We start from the raw sequence: 15,679 nt of genomic DNA, 5'->3' as shown, positions 1-15,679 counted from the left end.
GTGAGTGTCTTGAATTTAGGCAGCTTAAACTAATGTTTTAAATAATATTAAAGCTTGAATAAGCGAACACTGACTTGATAGTTAAATTCGCTGCCTTTTATTTTAGTAGCAAAAACAGATAAACACACATATTCTTGTTGTAATTTGAAATTAGTTTCATCATTAAATTTTAGTTCATTTTTTTAAAATGAATTTATAAATGGTATTGTGTTTGGGTGAATGTTATAGTGCGGTTGGAGTTAAATTTAATGCGATTGCGAAATAAACTTAAGATAAGAAAATGATACGAAATATAATATGGAATATAATAGGGTTAATTTTACCTTTACTTTTTGCAATTATTTTTATCCCTCTAAATATAGAGATTTTTGGCTATGATGACTTCTCTAAATTAACACTGTTGTGGATAGTGATTAGCTTGTCCACTATTTTAGATTTGGGGATTGGGAAATATCTGACACATTACATTGCAAGATACTCAATGAATATAAGTACACAACACGTATCACTTGTGTTATTTTTGTATGTCACAGTATCATTGTTTATAGTAATGTTGGGGCTTGTGTCTATACATTTTGCCGCTTCCTTTACCCTTGAAAATGCATACATATATTTCTTTCAAGAACATAGTATCGAGTTTTCTATTTTAGTGTTTGTTTCTTTTCTATCGAATTTTTTTAGATTTATTTTAGAAGGGATGGGACGGTTTAATATTACGGCAAAAGTGAAGATTGTTTTCTCTACTTTGCCATATATCTGCCCCTGGGTTGTATCGTTATTTTATGTGGACATTACACTTATTGTCTTTGGTTTTCTACTAATAAAATTTTTTGAAACATTGACTTGGTTTTTCTTAACATATAAATATGTTCATGTTAAATTAGTTATACCGAAGAATATAGAAAAGAGTGAACTTATAAATATAGTCAATTTTAGTGGTTGGGCTGGAGTCAGTAGTATTCTATCCGCTATCCTTGGATCTGCAGATAAAATAATATTATCGATGATTAGCCCAAGTGCATACGTGATGTACAGTCCTATAGCTGAATTGACGTCAAAAACATCTGTTCTGAATTCTTCTGTTTCTACTGTACTTTTTCAATGGTTTTCTAAGAGTGAATTGAATAGAAAAAAGGATATATATTCTAAAACATTGTTTTATTGTTTTGTTTTCACAATGTTAAGCATAATTATTGTTTGTCTTGTTAGTAATGATTTTTTGTTAATATGGCTGGGCGAGAATACTTCTGGTTCATTAATGCTGTCTTTTAAGATACTACTGATTGCTTATTTGTTGCAAATGTTATCACAGCCAGCTTTTGTAATATCACAAGCGAGTGGGTTCACGAAACAAGTAGCTTGTATACACATTGGTGAAACCGTACTATATATGATATATGCGAGTATATTAATATATGAGTTTCAATTGGTTGGAGCTTCTATATCTGTATTAATTCGTATGATTTTGAGTGTGGTTCTTCAAAATATAGCCTTTTTGATTATTGAGAAAAAGTTTTATGAAAGTAGCAATTGTAGGAGCATTTGATCGTCATAACTATGGTGATATTCTGTTTCCATTAATTCTAACTAAATTTATCGAGAATAACATCGGAAATGTTGATATTGACTATTATAGCCTAACAGAGAGCGATCTTGAATATTGTGGTGGATATAAAACAAATACGCTTTCAATGCTTTTTAATTCTGAATGTATTTATGATCATGTGATTATTGCTGGTGGGGACGTTTTGTCTTCTTATTGGTATGTTATGGATACGCATGTAACTACTTCTAACTACTATGTCTATTTTTTGAAGTTAATTAAAAAAACATTAGGGTTAAAAGTTGTTAATAATCTAGTCTCCAATAAATATAACTGTAGTAGTCAACTACCATATGTTTTTGATAAAAGTCATTTCAATAATACTCCAAAAAACCTAGTTTTTAATTGTGTAGGTGGGTCTGGAGTTTCACAGCTTGATGACTATTATTACCATTATATGACGAACTCTTTGAAGTTCTCTGACAGTGTTTCTTATCGAGATGAAAAATTACATCAGAAATTAAATTCAGACGGTGTCATTGGAGATTTAATACCTGACTCAGCTTTAATTATGAGCGATTATTTTGAGTTCAAAAAAACAGAGGAAGAATACATTGTTTTCCAGGCAGGATTGCATTATGCAATTAAAGATTTAGATTTTATATGTGAACAGTTAAAATTATTAAGTCAGCATATTAATATTAAACTTGTACCAATTGGAAAAGCGACTGGTCATGAAGATCATATTTTACTTGGAAAAATTCATGAAAAAATTGGATGTGAATCAATTGAATTATTCAAGAATGATCATGTATTAGAAATAATGAAAGTTATTTCCGGTTCAAAATGTTATATAGGAACGAGTCTTCATGGTGCAATTACATCTATGTCTTATAGTGTTCCTGTTTGTGCAATTTATACTAGTGAAGTTAAAAAACTTAAAGAATATAACAAAACATGGAATAAATACGCAAAAAATATTCCCACATCTGACTTCTATGATGAAGCTTTGAATTTAATTTCATCTGGTACGATCTCCAGTGAGTTAATTGCTGAGCAAAAAAAACGGATAAATCATTTTCTTGAAAATTCCATATTATAATTAATTTAGGGTATGGGGGAATGATTCCCCATTTTTTTATGTTAATCATATTGAAACCGCTGTATTTGATATTATTTTATTCTGCTTGTTTTCTTTTATTTTCCTTAGGGTTAAGTAGTGAATATGAAATGGTTAATTTGAATGCAGTTATATACTTTACACTGTGTACAACATTATTGTTTCTTGGGTATCAAATTTCACATTTCTCATTTAAAAGTTTTCATTTTAAAAGTTTTAATGTTGAATTGAGTTTTATCTATGTCTTATATTCAATTTCATCTTTATTACTGATTTTTGAACACATTTACTTCTTCTTAAGGTTTGGTACTGTTCCGATATTAAATCCAGATTTTGAGTTGTTACGAATGGAATTTATGGTGAATGGTTATGTCCATGTTATAGCCATGTCATCATACTTACTTTGTTCGATAATATACTTTTATGAAACACATAAGGCTAAGCGTATATCTTGCATTATTATTACAATGACTTTATTTTTATTAATGGGGAATCGAGCAGAAATAGTTGCTTTTTCGTTTTTACTATTCTGCATTTACAGGAAAGATAATTTTTCTGCGAAAGCATTTATCCTTTTCTGTGGGGTGCTTTTGATTCTTTTTGGTATAACGAGGCTGCTCAGAGACTATTTCTTTTTTGGTGAAAGTGTCTTTTCTTCAATAGATGATGTATGGGTTCTTGATGATTCATATTTATCAGCAGTTCTCTATTATATTTATGTTGGATTAACTTTCAATTTTAAAGCATTCAACTTGTATGTAATGGAAGTTAGTGATTATTTTTACGGGTATTTTACAATACTATACCCTTGGTTAACTATCATATCTTCAGATGTATACACTTTAAAAGATTTGCAAGCTGATGTTTTAGGAATACATTTTCATGGTACTATTACGCCAACGATGTTTACTATTCCTTATGTTGATTTTTCTTACTTTGGAAGTCTAATCTTTCTGATGATTGGGTATGTTTGGGGGTTGTTATATACTCAGGCAACAAAAGGAGTTACGGGGTTTTATATAATGTACGCCTATTTCTCATGGAACATGGTAATGGGAATGTATGAATTTATGTTTTATAAGTTCTATGTCATTTTTAACTTAGTTCTTATTGTTATTTGCTGTAGGTTTCTTGTTAGGTTTAAGTTCTCATGAAAATAGCTATCTTATTATCCACCTATAATGGTGAGAGTTTTATAACTGAGCAATTAGATTCAATAGCAATTCAATCGTACCGTGATTTTGAAGTTTTTATACGTGATGATGGTTCCAGCGATAATACTTTGAGCCTACTACATGACTATTGTAAGAAAGATTGTCGATTTAAGCTTATTGAGTCTAATGGTAATTTAGGTTCGGCCGGTTCTTTTATTCAATTATTAAAGGTTGTTGAATCAGATGTGTATCTGTTTAGTGACCAAGATGATGTTTGGTTACCGAGTAAGGTTGAAAGAGTTGTAGAACATTTTAAAAATGTTGATATGGATATAAGTGTTCTTTATCATACAGATCTTCGAGTGGTGAACCAATCACTCGTCACTTTGCACTCCTCATTTTTACGGCAACAGTGTATGGATGCAAATTACTCTAATTCTAAAAATAATATTTTAATTCAGAATTTTGTTGTTGGGTGTACTTCTGCGGTAAATAACAGCTTAAAAAAGCAAGTTTTTTCAGTTGATTTTGATATAAAAAATGTGGCTATGCATGACTGGTGGCTTGCATTAATAGCTAAGTTCTTCGGTCGAATTGATTTTGATTCTAATAAAACTATTTTATATCGTCAACATGGAAAAAATGTTTTAGGTGCTCCATCCAATTCATTGATGAGATATGTTATTTCGATGCTAACTGGAGCTGGTATAGGTCGTGTTCGTAATTTCCGCTTAAAAGTGTCAGCTCAAGCTGTTGCATTTATGCAAGCATATGAGCCGCACCTTGCACAAAATCATAAAGAAAATCTAATTTTAGTATCAAAAATAGGTGAGGGTGGAAGCCTTAGAGATTTAATTACCTGTTATGAAAATGGAATATCTATGCAGGGAGTTAAAAGAAATCTGGCACTGATTTACTCTTTCTTATTTTCAGGAGAAAAATAAAATGAAAATCTTAGTAACAGGTGGTGCAGGCTTCATTGGCTCTGCGGTTGTACGCCATATTATTAACCAAACCCAAGATTCAGTGGTGAATGTCGATAAATTGACTTATGCGGGAAACTTAGAATCACTCCTGTCAGTTCAAGATAGTGCTCGATATGCTTTTGAGCAAGCCGATATCTGCGATCGTGAGGCGATGGCACGCATCTTTGAGGTGCACCAACCTGATTTGGTGATGCACCTGGCCGCCGAGAGCCATGTTGATCGTTCCATCGACGGCCCTTCCGAATTCATTGAAACCAATATTATTGGGACTTATACCATGTTGGAAGCGGCTCGTTCCTACTGGAGCCAGCTTGATGTGGTGAAAAAAGCCGCTTTCCGTTTCCACCACATCTCTACCGATGAAGTGTACGGTGATTTGGAAGGCACGGACGATCTGTTCACGGAAGAGACGTCTTACGAGCCATCAAGCCCTTATTCTGCGTCCAAGGCATCCAGTGATCATCTCGTCCGCGCCTGGTTACGTACCTATGGTCTGCCGACGATTGTCACCAACTGCTCCAATAACTACGGTCCGTATCACTTTCCGGAAAAACTGATCCCCTTGATGATCCTGAATGCCCTGGAAGGTAAAGCGTTGCCGGTCTATGGGGATGGGATGCAAATTCGAGACTGGCTGTATGTTGAAGATCATGCGTCCGCACTTTACAAAGTTGTGACCGAAGGTGAGGTTGGTGAAACGTACAATATCGGTGGCCACAACGAAAAGGCAAACATTGACGTTGTGAAAACGATTTGCACACTGCTTGAAGAGCTGGTGCCAGCGAAACCTGAAGGCGTTGCCCAGTACCAGGATTTGATCACCTATGTGACAGATCGCCCGGGCCATGATGTGCGCTATGCCATTGATGCCTCGAAAATTGAACGTGAACTGGGCTGGAAACCAGCCGAAACGTTTGAGTCCGGTATTCGGAAAACGGTTGAATGGTATCTCAGCAACAAAGACTGGTGGAGCCGGGTTCTGGACGGTTCATACAGCCGTGAGCGTTTAGGGGCGGAGGTTGAAAAATGAAAGGAATTATTCTCGCCGGGGGCTCCGGCACGCGTCTCTATCCCATTACCCGGGGTGTCTCAAAGCAATTGTTGCCGGTTTACGATAAGCCGATGATTTATTACCCGCTGTCGACATTGATGCTGGCAGGGATCCGGGACATTCTGGTGATTACCACCCCGGAAGATAATGAAGGCTTCAAACGCTTACTGGGTGATGGCCGTGACTTTGGGATCAACCTGGAGTACGCCATACAAGAGAGCCCGGATGGCTTGGCGCAGGCATTTCTGATTGGCGAAGATTTCATCGGTGAAAATCAGTGTTGCCTTGTGCTGGGCGATAATATCTTTTATGGCCAGTCTTTCAGCAATACTCTCCGCCATGCCGCTGAACGTGCTCATGGCGCGACCGTCTTCGGTTATCAAGTTAAAGATCCGGAGCGCTTTGGGGTGGTCGAGTTTGATGACCAGATGAAAGCGGTGTCGATTGAAGAAAAGCCGGCTCAGCCAAAATCAAACTATGCAGTCACAGGCTTATATTTCTATGACAATCGTGTGGTTGATTTTGCTAAGCAAGTGAAGCCATCAGCCCGCGGTGAGCTGGAAATTACCAGCATTAACCAAATGTACCTGGATGACGACTCGCTGAGTGTCGAGCTGCTGGGACGCGGTTTCGCGTGGCTTGACACCGGTACTCATGAAAGCCTGCATGAAGCCTCTTCATTCGTGCAAACTATTGAGAATGTTCAGGGGCTCAAAGTTGCTTGTTTGGAAGAAATTGCTTGGCGTAACGGCTGGCTCAGTGATATCGAGCTTGCTGCCCGTGCCGAGCCAATGCTGAAGAATGAGTACGGACGCTACCTGATGTCCCTGGTCAAGAAATAAGGCTTTATCGTTCATGAAAATATTGATCACCGGAAGCAATGGCCAGGTTGGCCATTGCCTTGTTTCAAAACTCACAGGTAAAGCTGAGTTATTAGCTGTTGATCGTGCTGAGCTGGATATTACTGATGAGGCTGCCGTACACGAGGTCGTCCAGGCTTTTTCACCAGACTATATTATCAATGCGGCAGCACATACCGCTGTGGATAAAGCCGAAAAAGAAGTTGAGCTGTCGTATTTAATCAACCGGGATGGCCCCCGCTATTTGGCTGAAGCGGCGCAGCAGTGTGGTGCCGTCATGCTGCATATTTCAACTGACTATGTTTTTGACGGTCAAGGCGAAACCCCCTATGTTGAATCCGACCAGACCGGTCCACAAGGGGTTTATGGTCAGAGCAAGCTTGCTGGTGAGCAGGCTGTAGCAAGTTGTTGTGAAAAGCATTTCATTTTAAGAACGGCCTGGGTTTTTGGTGAGCATGGCAATAACTTCGTCAAGACCATGCTGCGACTTGGTGAAAATCGTGATGCACTGAGTATCGTCGGCGATCAGTTCGGCGGGCCAACCTATGCCGGGGATATAGCAGATGCCCTGATCACCATGGTCAACCATCTTGAATCGGGCCAGCATGCAGCGTGGGGCGTCTATCACTTCTCCGGCATGCCGCATGTCAGTTGGTATGACTTTGCCGAGAAGATTTTCGAGCAAGCTGCTGAGAAGGAAGTGTTGAAGACTACACCTAATCTTTCATCGATTCCGACATCGGCTTATCCGACACCAGCGACACGGCCGGAGAACTCGCGGCTCGATTGCACAATAATTGAAGCCCAGTTTGGTATCCAGCCAAGTAATTGGGTGCAGGCCTTAGACAACATTCAAGCTTATAAGTGATGTTATGAAAGTTATTGATACGAAAATCCCCGATGTAAAAATTATTGAGCCATCTGTTTTTGGTGATGAACGCGGATTTTTCATGGAAACTTGGCAGCAGAAGAAATTTGAGGAGTTGGTGACCGGCAAACCAACCCCATTTGTGCAGGACAACCACTCGAAATCCAAAAAAGGGATTTTGCGTGGGTTGCATTACCAGACGGAAAATACACAGGGTAAACTGGTCCGCGTGGTTTCGGGTGAAGTGTTTGATGTTGCGGTTGATGTCCGCAAAGACTCTCCGACATTCGGCCAGTGGGTTGGGGTGTACCTGTCTGCTGAGAACAAACGTCAGCTGTGGGTACCTGAAGGTTTTGCACATGGATTCTATGTAACCAGTGATGAGGCTGAGTTTGTTTACAAGTGTACTGACTATTACAACCCACAAGCGGAGCACTCGATTTTATGGAATGATCCGGAGTTGGGTATAGAGTGGCCACTACTTGTTGAACAGCCTTCACTTTCAGAGAAAGATTTTGATGGTACTCCATTTCAAGACGCGGTGACATTATGAAGAAAGTGTCAGTGATAGGTACCGTTGGCATACCTGCATGCTATGGTGGTTTTGAGTCTTTAGTCGAAAACCTGACGAAATACTCTTCGGAGAATGTGTCATATCAGGTTTTTTGTTCATCTAAATCATATGATGAACAAAAAGTTGAGCATAATGGCGCTGAGTTAATATATTTGCCTTTGAATGCGAATGGGATCCAAAGCATCCCTTACGATATTTTTTCATTAGTGAAATGTTTGTCAATTAAACCAGATGTTACTTTAATTCTAGGTGTCTCAGGTTGTATCTTTTTGCCGATATATCGTCTGTTTTCTCGGTCTAGAGTTATCACGAACATCGATGGGTTAGAGTGGCGGCGCGATAAGTGGAGTAAACTTGCTAGAAAATTTCTAAAATTTTCTGAATCCATTGCTGTTAAATATTCTGATGTGGTCATTGCGGATAATCAAGCGATCGGAGATTATGTCATTCAGGAATATGGAAAATCTAATGTGATTATTGCGTACGGTGGTGATCATGTAATACCTCATAACCAACCTGATGTAGAACACGAAGAATATTATCTTTCATTGTGCCGTATAGAGCCAGAGAATAACGTCGAAATGATTTTAGAGGCGTTTGTAAACTCAAAAAGCTGTTTGAAGTTTATTGGTAATTGGGATAATAGTGAATATGGTCGTCGCTTAAAATCTAAGTTTTTAAAATGCCCTAATATAGAAATTATTGATCCCGTATATGACCTTAGTCACTTGTATAAGATTCGTAAAGGGTGCTCAGGCTATATTCATGGTCATTCTGCTGGGGGTACCAATCCTTCTCTGGTAGAAGCCATGCATTTTACCAAACCAATCTATGCGTATGATTGCAGTTTCAATCGCTATAGTACAGACGACAAAGCGATATATTTTTCAACTTCTGAAATGTTAAAAAGCCATTTGAGTGGTTTTGATTCAGAAGTACGTCAAAAAGTTGCAACTGAAATGAAAGAAATAGCTAATGCTCGATATACTTGGCAAGTTATTTCAAAAGATTATGAGCAGGTATATTAATATTTTTGTTGTTAATCATTTGTTTTTTGAGGGATGGTTGTATTGCTTAGTAAGCTTTAATTATATGCAATCAATACGCTTTCTGCTATTACTCAAGTAAGAGTTCGCTATGACAGCTACCGCATTTGTTTTCGTTTTTATTTTCTCTTTTTGTAGTTTGTTTATTTTCCGTAAGCTAGCAAAGAGAGTCGGTTTAGTGGATAAGCCTAATGCCAGAAAACTGCATCAGGGTGTGATTCCACTGGTTGGTGGGGTTTCTATATTTACCACACTGAGTATCGCTTTTCTTATGTTTACACCGGTTGATCAAGACACAATTCTGTTTTTGATTAGTGCAACGATTTTGGTGGTCATGGGGGTTGTCGATGACCGGTTGGATATTAGCTTTAAAATTAGGTTAGTGATTCAGGCTGCAGTTTCTCTGGCGATGATCCATATGGCCGGGAAAAGCCTGCATAACTTGGGGTACCTGATGGGTAGTGAGGCGATTGAACTGCCGCTTGCCATGAGTTATCTGGTGACGATTTTTGGTGTGATTGGGGCAATCAACGCCTTTAATATGGTCGATGGCATTGACGGTCTCCTTGGCGGCTTGGCGTCTGTGACCTTTGCTGCATTGGGTTATATGTTCCTGGTCGATGGCAATACCGAGCTGGCGGCAGTGTGTGGCCTGATTGTCACCGCAATGGTGCCTTACATCATGCTGAACCTTGGTTTTCCGCTGGGCAGGCGTTTTAAAGTCTTTATGGGGGATGCCGGCAGTATTTTCATTGGCTTTACGGTGATCTGGCTGCTGATTGAGGCAACGCAAGGCGAGCGAGTAACCCATATCCGTCCGGTGACGGCGCTGTGGGTGATTGCGGTACCGCTGATGGATATGGCGACCATCATGATCCGCCGGATCCGCAAAGGACAGTCCCCGTTTAAGCCGGACCGCGAACACCTCCACCATATCTGTCAGCGCATTGGGTTGTCTTCCGGGATGTCTCTGGTGGTGATCTGCAGTTTGGCGTCCGTATTGGCGGGGATCGGTATTTGGTCTGATATCAACAAAATCAGTGAGTCGGTGATGTTCTTTAGTTTCTTGGCTGTATTTGTCGGATATTTCCTGTCGATCAGCTACATCTGGCGTATTACGACCTTTATTCACAAACTTGCCGGTCGTCAAAAAGCATCCGAGTTGGATCTTGAGATGGGCCAGTCTCACGCCGAGAAATAATTCTTGGTTTGTCTGGGACCAAGTTTAAAATTGGGTAGCTGATGAGGAATGCTGCATCTGTTGGATGTGGCATTTTTTGTTTTTGGGGTTTGTGTTTGAGGAAGTGTATCGTTTATGTTTCATAAAATTTTGGTTGTTTGTGTCGGTAATATTTGCAGATCACCATCGGGCGAGTATTTACTGAAGCAGTTGTTGCCTGGAAAGGAAATTGCTTCTGCTGGTGTCGGTGCATTGGTCGGAAAGCCTGCCGATAAGATGGCTGCGGAAGTCGCTGAAGGACACGGTATCAGCCTGGAAGGGCACGAAGCCCAGCAGTTGACCGGTGAATTGTGCCAGCAGTACGACTTGATCCTGGTGATGGAAAAAGGACATATTGAAGCTGTGACTAAGATTGCGCCGGAAGCGCGTGGTAAAACCATGCTATTTGGGCAATGGATTGGTCAGAAAGATATTCCCGATCCATATCGCCAAAGTCGTGAGGCGTTTGATTTCGCTTACGGATTAATTGAAGAAGCGGCGATGGCCTGGGCAAAGAAGCTATAGCCCATATTCGCTTCTTCAACGGATTTATCGATACGATTTAAATGTACCGATAAGTGAAAATGCCCTGCTGTCATTGCTCAGCAGGGCATTTTTGTATCTGATCCAGAATACGAATTTTCAGTTATTTCTTTTTTAAATACCTTTCAGCCGATCTTCCCGGCGCATCGCCTTCGACATTTGGTCATACTGCTCTAATTCATCCAAAAACAAGGAGAGTCGCAACGCGAATGAAAAACAAGCCTGCGCCGTCATCTGGTAGACGGCGTTGATCGTGTTAGTTGCGAAATGAATTTTTTGCATACATCCTCCTTGCAATGAACGGGTGTCGTTAACAGGTAAGGCGACAGTATCTCCTTGATGATGAAATGGTCATGTTAGAAAAGTGACTATAGTGTTGAGTATAGTTGATTTATTGGGGAAGGGATTGATTTAGAGCACGTTTTTGTTACAAGCGGGAAATCTTCGGCTTACAGTCGTTTACTGCAAGCCGAAGGGTAGTTACTTCTGGTTGGTAAAAGTACCCAATTTTTGTTTTAGGTTTTGTGGTCTGATGTGAGTTTGTGTCTTGATGGACGACGTTTTGAATGAGGTTCGTTGAAACGACCGCTTTCTGAGCCAGGAAGTGATACGCCAGATGTGAGAAATCATGAAGTAGTACAGCGTAAAGAGGATAAGAAAGCTCAAGAACATCACCGCTTCATGAATCTGATACTGCTCACTTAAAATACCAATATAGGCAAACAAACCCGCGATACTACAGATGGTGACCAGCGTCATTCTCTGAGACAGTCCAACCCGTTGGCAGATGTGATGCAGGTGTTCCCGATCGGGTTTAAACGGCGATTGGCCTTTTTGGATCCGGCGGATCATGATGGTGACCATATCCATCAGCGGCAAGGCAATGATCCACAGTGCCGTCACCGGGCGGAATGAGTTTTCTTCGCCTTGGGTGCCTTGAACCAGTAACCAAACGATTGTAAAGCCAATGAAGACACTGCCGGCGTCCCCCATGAAAATCTTGAAGCGGCGACCGAATGGTAGTCCTAAATTCATCATGATGTAGGGTATGGTTGCAACCACAAAGATCACGCAGAATTGGTATAGGTTGATCTGGTGACCGGCCCAAAACAGATACCCGAGCGCTGTAAATGAGACGGTTGCCAGCCCGCCCAATAATCCGTCAATGCCGTCGACCATGTTGAAAGCGTTAATTGCCCCAAGAATCGCGAAAATTGTGATCATGTAACTCAGTGGCGTTGAGAGGGTTAACTCTTGGAAGCCACTGATATTGCCTAAGTTTGTTAATTTCAAGTCACCAACTGCGATGAGCACGACAGACATGAGTACTTGAACCAGCAGGCGACTTTTGACACTGATATCATATTTGTCGTCAATCGCGCCGATGAGCACGAGGATTGTGGCACAGCTGAGATACAATATGGGGGCCGTGTGGATCTCGGGCGATAACATAATGCCGACGCAGACTGAGCCGAAGATGGCAATCCCACCGACGAGCGGGATCACCCCCTGATGTTGTTTTCTGCCGCTTGGAGTATCGACCAGTTGAATTTTTTTAGCGATGATTCGAAGCGCAAATAAGCTGACTAAAGAAAAACTAAAGAGTATTGGGAGTTCCATATCCATCATTCTGCCTATATAAGAAGCAAAAATTTTTCGTTATGTTATACCCAAAGCTGGTGACATTAAAGTTACATATGCAATCAGTTTTGTTGTTGTTGGATAACGTGAATTAAGGTAACAAAATTCGTATTTTTTTGTGTAATTGGTAAATTTATAACTATCATTAATGGTTTTCTGCACGTTTCCCAATCACTTTTGAGTGTAGTGAGTTTGTCCTCAGACTGTCAAAATTAGAGTATGCCTTATAAGAAAGTGCATTGGGGAAGAGGAAATATTTTAGGTAACCGTTATATCTGTCAGGACGTTTAATCGTGATTTATTTCTAGACTCTTCATTCTTGCTATTTTATATCTCGCTGATTTTGTCATGATTTCTTCTCGGCGCAATGTTATAGGTGCAGGTTGTGGAGATCATACATCATGGTGCAAGTTCAGGCGTTACAGGTTCGTGTCATGAGCTCAAGTTGGGGCTGCACAGCCTATTAGTTGATTGTGGTCTGTTCCAGGGCCGTGAAGCTCGAGCACGTCATGATATTGATTTTCCTATTCGCCATATTCGTGCGCTGTTGCTGACGCATTGCCATATTGATCATATTGGACGGATTCCCTGGTTGTTGGCGGCAGGATTTCGCGGGCCAATTTATGCGACGGAAGCAACGGCTGCTTTATTGCCGCTGATGTTGGAAGATGGCTTAAAGATCAACCTGGGGTTGAATCAAGCGCAGTGCGAGCAGTTTACCCGGGTGATCAAATCTCTCCTGAAACCGATCCCTTTTGGCTGTCGTGTGGATTTGATTTGGCCGAGTGGTGAGCTGATTCATGTCTGCTTTCGACCGGCTGGTCATATCCTGGGTTCAGCTTATATCGAGATCGTGTTACCCGATGGTCATGTCGTTGTGTTTTCGGGCGATCTCGGACCTTGCCATACGCCCTTACATGTTGATCCTGTGTCGCCCGTTCGAGCCGACACATTAGTGCTTGAAAGTACCTATGGCGACCAACGTCATCATGCGGTGACTCAACGGGAAGCGTGTTTATCTGATATCATTCAGCGTTCTTTGCAGGATGGCGGGGCGATTTTGATTCCTGCTTTTTCGGTGGGTCGGACTCAGGAAATATTGTTCGATCTTGAAAACCTGCTCGCCAAAGCGATGCAATCTGAATTTGGCTATCCTTCAAGTCAGCCAAACTGGCCGGACATCCCTATCATTCTGGATTCCCCCTTGGCAGCCAGGGTCACTGAACAATACCTGCATTTTCAGCGGTTATGGGCGAAAGAAGCCAAGCAGCGGGTTTATCGCGGTCGGCACCCCTTATCGTTCGATCAATGTATCACCATCACCCAACACGCAGAACACCAGGCTTTGATCAATCGTTTAAAAGCAACCGGTGAGCCGGCCATTGTTGTTGCAGCCAGTGGCATGTGTAATGGCGGCCGGATTATGAATTATTTACAAGCATTACTGCCGGATCCTCGAACCGATGTAATTATGGTGGGTTATCAGGCTGAGGGAACGCTGGGGCGTCAGTTATTAGCCCAACCCGAGCTGGTTGAGTTCGATCTGCACACTGTCGAAGTTAAGGCTGCGATTCACACAATGTCCGGGTACTCAGCACATGCAGATCAGCACGATCTGATCCAGTTTGTGGCAGGTATTCAACAGGGGCCACAGCAAATCCGGCTGGTTCATGGCGAGCCCGCTTCGCAACAAGCTCTGTCCCAGCATTTGTCAATATTGCACCCGGAATGCGAAATAATTACGACATTTACTTAGCAACAATATTCATTTTGCACTATCCGTTTAGATAACTAGAGAGATGCTGTTTCAATATTCGTGTCACACTTTGCTGCTAAGGTGACTGAAGTTGAAACGGACATAATAACACTGCTTTCAGTTGATTCTTTGGGGGATAGTAATGAAGATTACTGTTGTGGGAACTGGATATGTTGGTTTATCGAACGCGGTCTTATTAGCACAGCACAATGATGTTGTCGCGCTTGATATATTGTCTGAAAAGGTTGATTTAATTAATCGTCGAATCCCCCCGATTGATGACAATGAAATTAGACGTTTTTTTTCAGGGAGTTCACTAAGTCTTATTGCAACGACTGATAAACTGAAAGCCTATCAAAACGCTGAATTTGTGGTGATTGCAACACCAACGGATTATGACCCGGTGACAAATTACTTTAATACTTCTTCTGTAGAGGCGGTCATTAGAGAAGTAATGGAAGTCAATCCGAGTGCTGTGATGGTGATTAAGTCCACTGTGCCGGTTGGTTTTACTCATCGAATAAAACAAGAGCTGAGTTGTGACAACCTGATGTTCTCGCCGGAGTTCTTGCGTGAGGGCCGTGCACTTTACGATAACCTGCATCCTTCCCGGATTATTGTTGGCGAGCGCTCAGCGCGTGCCGAGACGTTTGCCCAGTTGTTGGTTCAGGGCGCAGTCAAAGAAGACATTGCAGTTCTGTTCACTGATTCGACAGAAGCAGAGGCGGTTAAGCTGTTCTCCAATACTTATCTGGCCATGCGGGTTGCGTATTTTAATGAGTTGGACTCTTACGCCGAAGCCCATGGTTTAAATAGCCGTCAGGTTATTGAAGGCGTTGGACTGGACCCACGGATTGGCTCACATTACAACAACCCATCGTTTGGTTACGGCGGTTACTGTTTGCCAAAAGATACCAAGCAATTGCTGGCCAACTACCAAGATGTGCCAAACAATATTATTGGTGCGATCGTGGATGCTAACCGGACCCGGAAAGATTTCGTGGCGGAGTCGATTTTGAGCCGTAAGCCGAAAGTGGTGGGTATCTATCGCTTGATCATGAAAAGTGGCTCCGATAACTTCCGTGCCTCATCTATTCAGGGCATTATGAAGCGACTGAAAGCGAAAGGGATTGAAGTGGTGGTTTACGAGCCGGTACTTAAAGAGCCGGAGTTTTTTAACTGTCGCGTGATGACGGATCTGGAAGCGTTCAAGCAAGAATCTGATGTGATTGTCTCCAACCGGATGGCTACTGAACTGGCGGATGTTGCCGATAAAGTCTACACCCGAGATTTATTCGGCTCTGATTAAGTTTTTCGG

At 41.3% G+C, this 15,679-nt stretch carries 15 protein-coding genes; 13 read left to right on the top strand and 2 right to left on the bottom strand.

The genetic code is table 11. The features are described from left to right. The first annotated feature begins 280 nt into the window (after positions 1-280). The 11 genes from NH461_RS12010 (at position 281) to NH461_RS11960 (ending at position 10,946) form a co-directional block, all read left to right on the top strand. Entirely contained in the window at positions 281-1,546 is a 1,266-nt protein-coding gene (locus NH461_RS12010; protein ID WP_261600581.1) for a hypothetical protein, read from the top strand. Next, positions 1,518-2,645 (top strand): polysaccharide pyruvyl transferase family protein, encoded by a 1,128-nt coding sequence (locus NH461_RS12005; protein ID WP_261600580.1) that lies wholly within the window; start codon positions 1,518-1,520, stop codon positions 2,643-2,645. Before NH461_RS12010 ends, NH461_RS12005 begins: the two co-directional genes overlap by 29 nt. A gap of 20 nt (positions 2,646-2,665) precedes the next feature. Beyond that, positions 2,666-3,817, top strand: coding sequence for an O-antigen polymerase (locus tag NH461_RS12000; RefSeq protein ID WP_315903222.1), 1,152 nt, complete (start codon positions 2,666-2,668; stop codon positions 3,815-3,817). Further along, positions 3,814-4,761: a glycosyltransferase family 2 protein gene (locus NH461_RS11995; RefSeq protein WP_261600579.1), complete on the top strand. Its 948-nt coding sequence runs from the start codon at positions 3,814-3,816 to the stop codon at positions 4,759-4,761. Before NH461_RS12000 ends, NH461_RS11995 begins: the two co-directional genes overlap by 4 nt. A 1-nt stretch (position 4,762) precedes the next feature. Further along, the gene (rfbB, locus tag NH461_RS11990) at positions 4,763-5,833 is read left to right on the top strand and encodes a dTDP-glucose 4,6-dehydratase (protein WP_261600578.1); all 1,071 of its coding nucleotides are present in this window, start codon (positions 4,763-4,765) and stop codon (positions 5,831-5,833) included. After that, the gene (rfbA, locus tag NH461_RS11985; RefSeq protein WP_261600577.1) at positions 5,830-6,696 is read left to right on the top strand and encodes a glucose-1-phosphate thymidylyltransferase RfbA; all 867 of its coding nucleotides are present in this window, start codon (positions 5,830-5,832) and stop codon (positions 6,694-6,696) included. Before rfbB ends, rfbA begins: the two co-directional genes overlap by 4 nt. Before the next feature lie 13 nt (positions 6,697-6,709). Beyond that, positions 6,710-7,582, top strand: coding sequence for a dTDP-4-dehydrorhamnose reductase (gene rfbD, locus NH461_RS11980; RefSeq protein ID WP_261600576.1), 873 nt, complete (start codon positions 6,710-6,712; stop codon positions 7,580-7,582). Between the two features lie 4 nt (positions 7,583-7,586). Then, positions 7,587-8,135, top strand: a complete 549-nt coding sequence (gene rfbC, locus NH461_RS11975; RefSeq protein WP_261600575.1) for a dTDP-4-dehydrorhamnose 3,5-epimerase — start codon at positions 7,587-7,589, stop codon at positions 8,133-8,135. Beyond that, positions 8,132-9,184, top strand: coding sequence for a DUF1972 domain-containing protein (locus tag NH461_RS11970; protein WP_261600574.1), 1,053 nt, complete (start codon positions 8,132-8,134; stop codon positions 9,182-9,184). The genes rfbC and NH461_RS11970 overlap by 4 nt, the downstream gene beginning before the upstream one ends. Before the next feature lie 109 nt (positions 9,185-9,293). After that, positions 9,294-10,403: a UDP-N-acetylglucosamine--undecaprenyl-phosphate N-acetylglucosaminephosphotransferase gene (gene wecA / locus NH461_RS11965; protein WP_261600573.1), complete on the top strand. Its 1,110-nt coding sequence runs from the start codon at positions 9,294-9,296 to the stop codon at positions 10,401-10,403. 114 nt (positions 10,404-10,517) lie between these two features. Continuing rightward, entirely contained in the window at positions 10,518-10,946 is a 429-nt protein-coding gene (locus NH461_RS11960; RefSeq protein WP_261600572.1) for a protein tyrosine phosphatase, read from the top strand. Between the two features lie 132 nt (positions 10,947-11,078). Here NH461_RS11960 and NH461_RS11955 read toward each other — a convergent pair whose 3' ends face one another. After that, on the bottom strand, positions 11,079-11,246 hold the full coding sequence (locus NH461_RS11955) for a hypothetical protein (protein ID WP_261600571.1): 168 nt from the start codon (positions 11,244-11,246) through the stop codon (positions 11,079-11,081). A gap of 198 nt (positions 11,247-11,444) precedes the next feature. Further along, positions 11,445-12,590, bottom strand: a complete 1,146-nt coding sequence (gene wecA / locus NH461_RS11950; RefSeq protein ID WP_410000110.1) for a UDP-N-acetylglucosamine--undecaprenyl-phosphate N-acetylglucosaminephosphotransferase — start codon at positions 12,588-12,590, stop codon at positions 11,445-11,447. A 400-nt stretch (positions 12,591-12,990) separates the two neighbouring features. On the opposite strand from wecA (NH461_RS11950), the gene NH461_RS11945 reads away from it, so the two are divergent. Continuing rightward, on the top strand, positions 12,991-14,361 hold the full coding sequence (locus NH461_RS11945; protein ID WP_261600569.1) for an MBL fold metallo-hydrolase RNA specificity domain-containing protein: 1,371 nt from the start codon (positions 12,991-12,993) through the stop codon (positions 14,359-14,361). A gap of 142 nt (positions 14,362-14,503) precedes the next feature. Then, on the top strand, positions 14,504-15,670 hold the full coding sequence (locus NH461_RS11940; RefSeq protein WP_261600568.1) for a nucleotide sugar dehydrogenase: 1,167 nt from the start codon (positions 14,504-14,506) through the stop codon (positions 15,668-15,670). Positions 15,671-15,679: the final 9 nt, after the last annotated feature.

The organism is Photobacterium sp. TY1-4 (assembly GCF_025398175.1).
In the GTDB taxonomy this organism is placed as follows: Bacteria; Pseudomonadota; Gammaproteobacteria; order Enterobacterales; family Vibrionaceae; genus Photobacterium.
This window is presented reverse-complemented; position numbering and strand designations above follow the sequence as displayed.

Bases quoted from the DNA above. Each gene is read 5' to 3' on its own strand.
- NH461_RS12010 (WP_261600581.1), top strand. From the start codon at position 281: ATGATACGAAATATAATATGGAATATAATAGGGTTAATTTTACCTTTA.
- NH461_RS12005 (WP_261600580.1), top strand. From the start codon at position 1,518: ATGAAAGTAGCAATTGTAGGAGCATTTGATCGTCATAACTATGGTGAT.
- NH461_RS12000 (WP_315903222.1), top strand. From the start codon at position 2,666: ATGATTCCCCATTTTTTTATGTTAATCATATTGAAACCGCTGTATTTG.
- NH461_RS11995 (WP_261600579.1), top strand. From the start codon at position 3,814: ATGAAAATAGCTATCTTATTATCCACCTATAATGGTGAGAGTTTTATA.
- rfbB (WP_261600578.1), top strand. From the start codon at position 4,763: ATGAAAATCTTAGTAACAGGTGGTGCAGGCTTCATTGGCTCTGCGGTT.
- rfbA (WP_261600577.1), top strand. From the start codon at position 5,830: ATGAAAGGAATTATTCTCGCCGGGGGCTCCGGCACGCGTCTCTATCCC.
- rfbD (WP_261600576.1), top strand. From the start codon at position 6,710: ATGAAAATATTGATCACCGGAAGCAATGGCCAGGTTGGCCATTGCCTT.
- rfbC (WP_261600575.1), top strand. From the start codon at position 7,587: ATGAAAGTTATTGATACGAAAATCCCCGATGTAAAAATTATTGAGCCA.
- NH461_RS11970 (WP_261600574.1), top strand. From the start codon at position 8,132: ATGAAGAAAGTGTCAGTGATAGGTACCGTTGGCATACCTGCATGCTAT.
- wecA (WP_261600573.1), top strand. From the start codon at position 9,294: ATGACAGCTACCGCATTTGTTTTCGTTTTTATTTTCTCTTTTTGTAGT.
- NH461_RS11960 (WP_261600572.1), top strand. From the start codon at position 10,518: ATGTTTCATAAAATTTTGGTTGTTTGTGTCGGTAATATTTGCAGATCA.
- NH461_RS11955 (WP_261600571.1), bottom strand. From the start codon at position 11,246: ATGCAAAAAATTCATTTCGCAACTAACACGATCAACGCCGTCTACCAG.
- wecA (WP_410000110.1), bottom strand. From the start codon at position 12,590: ATGGATATGGAACTCCCAATACTCTTTAGTTTTTCTTTAGTCAGCTTA.
- NH461_RS11940 (WP_261600568.1), top strand. From the start codon at position 14,504: ATGAAGATTACTGTTGTGGGAACTGGATATGTTGGTTTATCGAACGCG.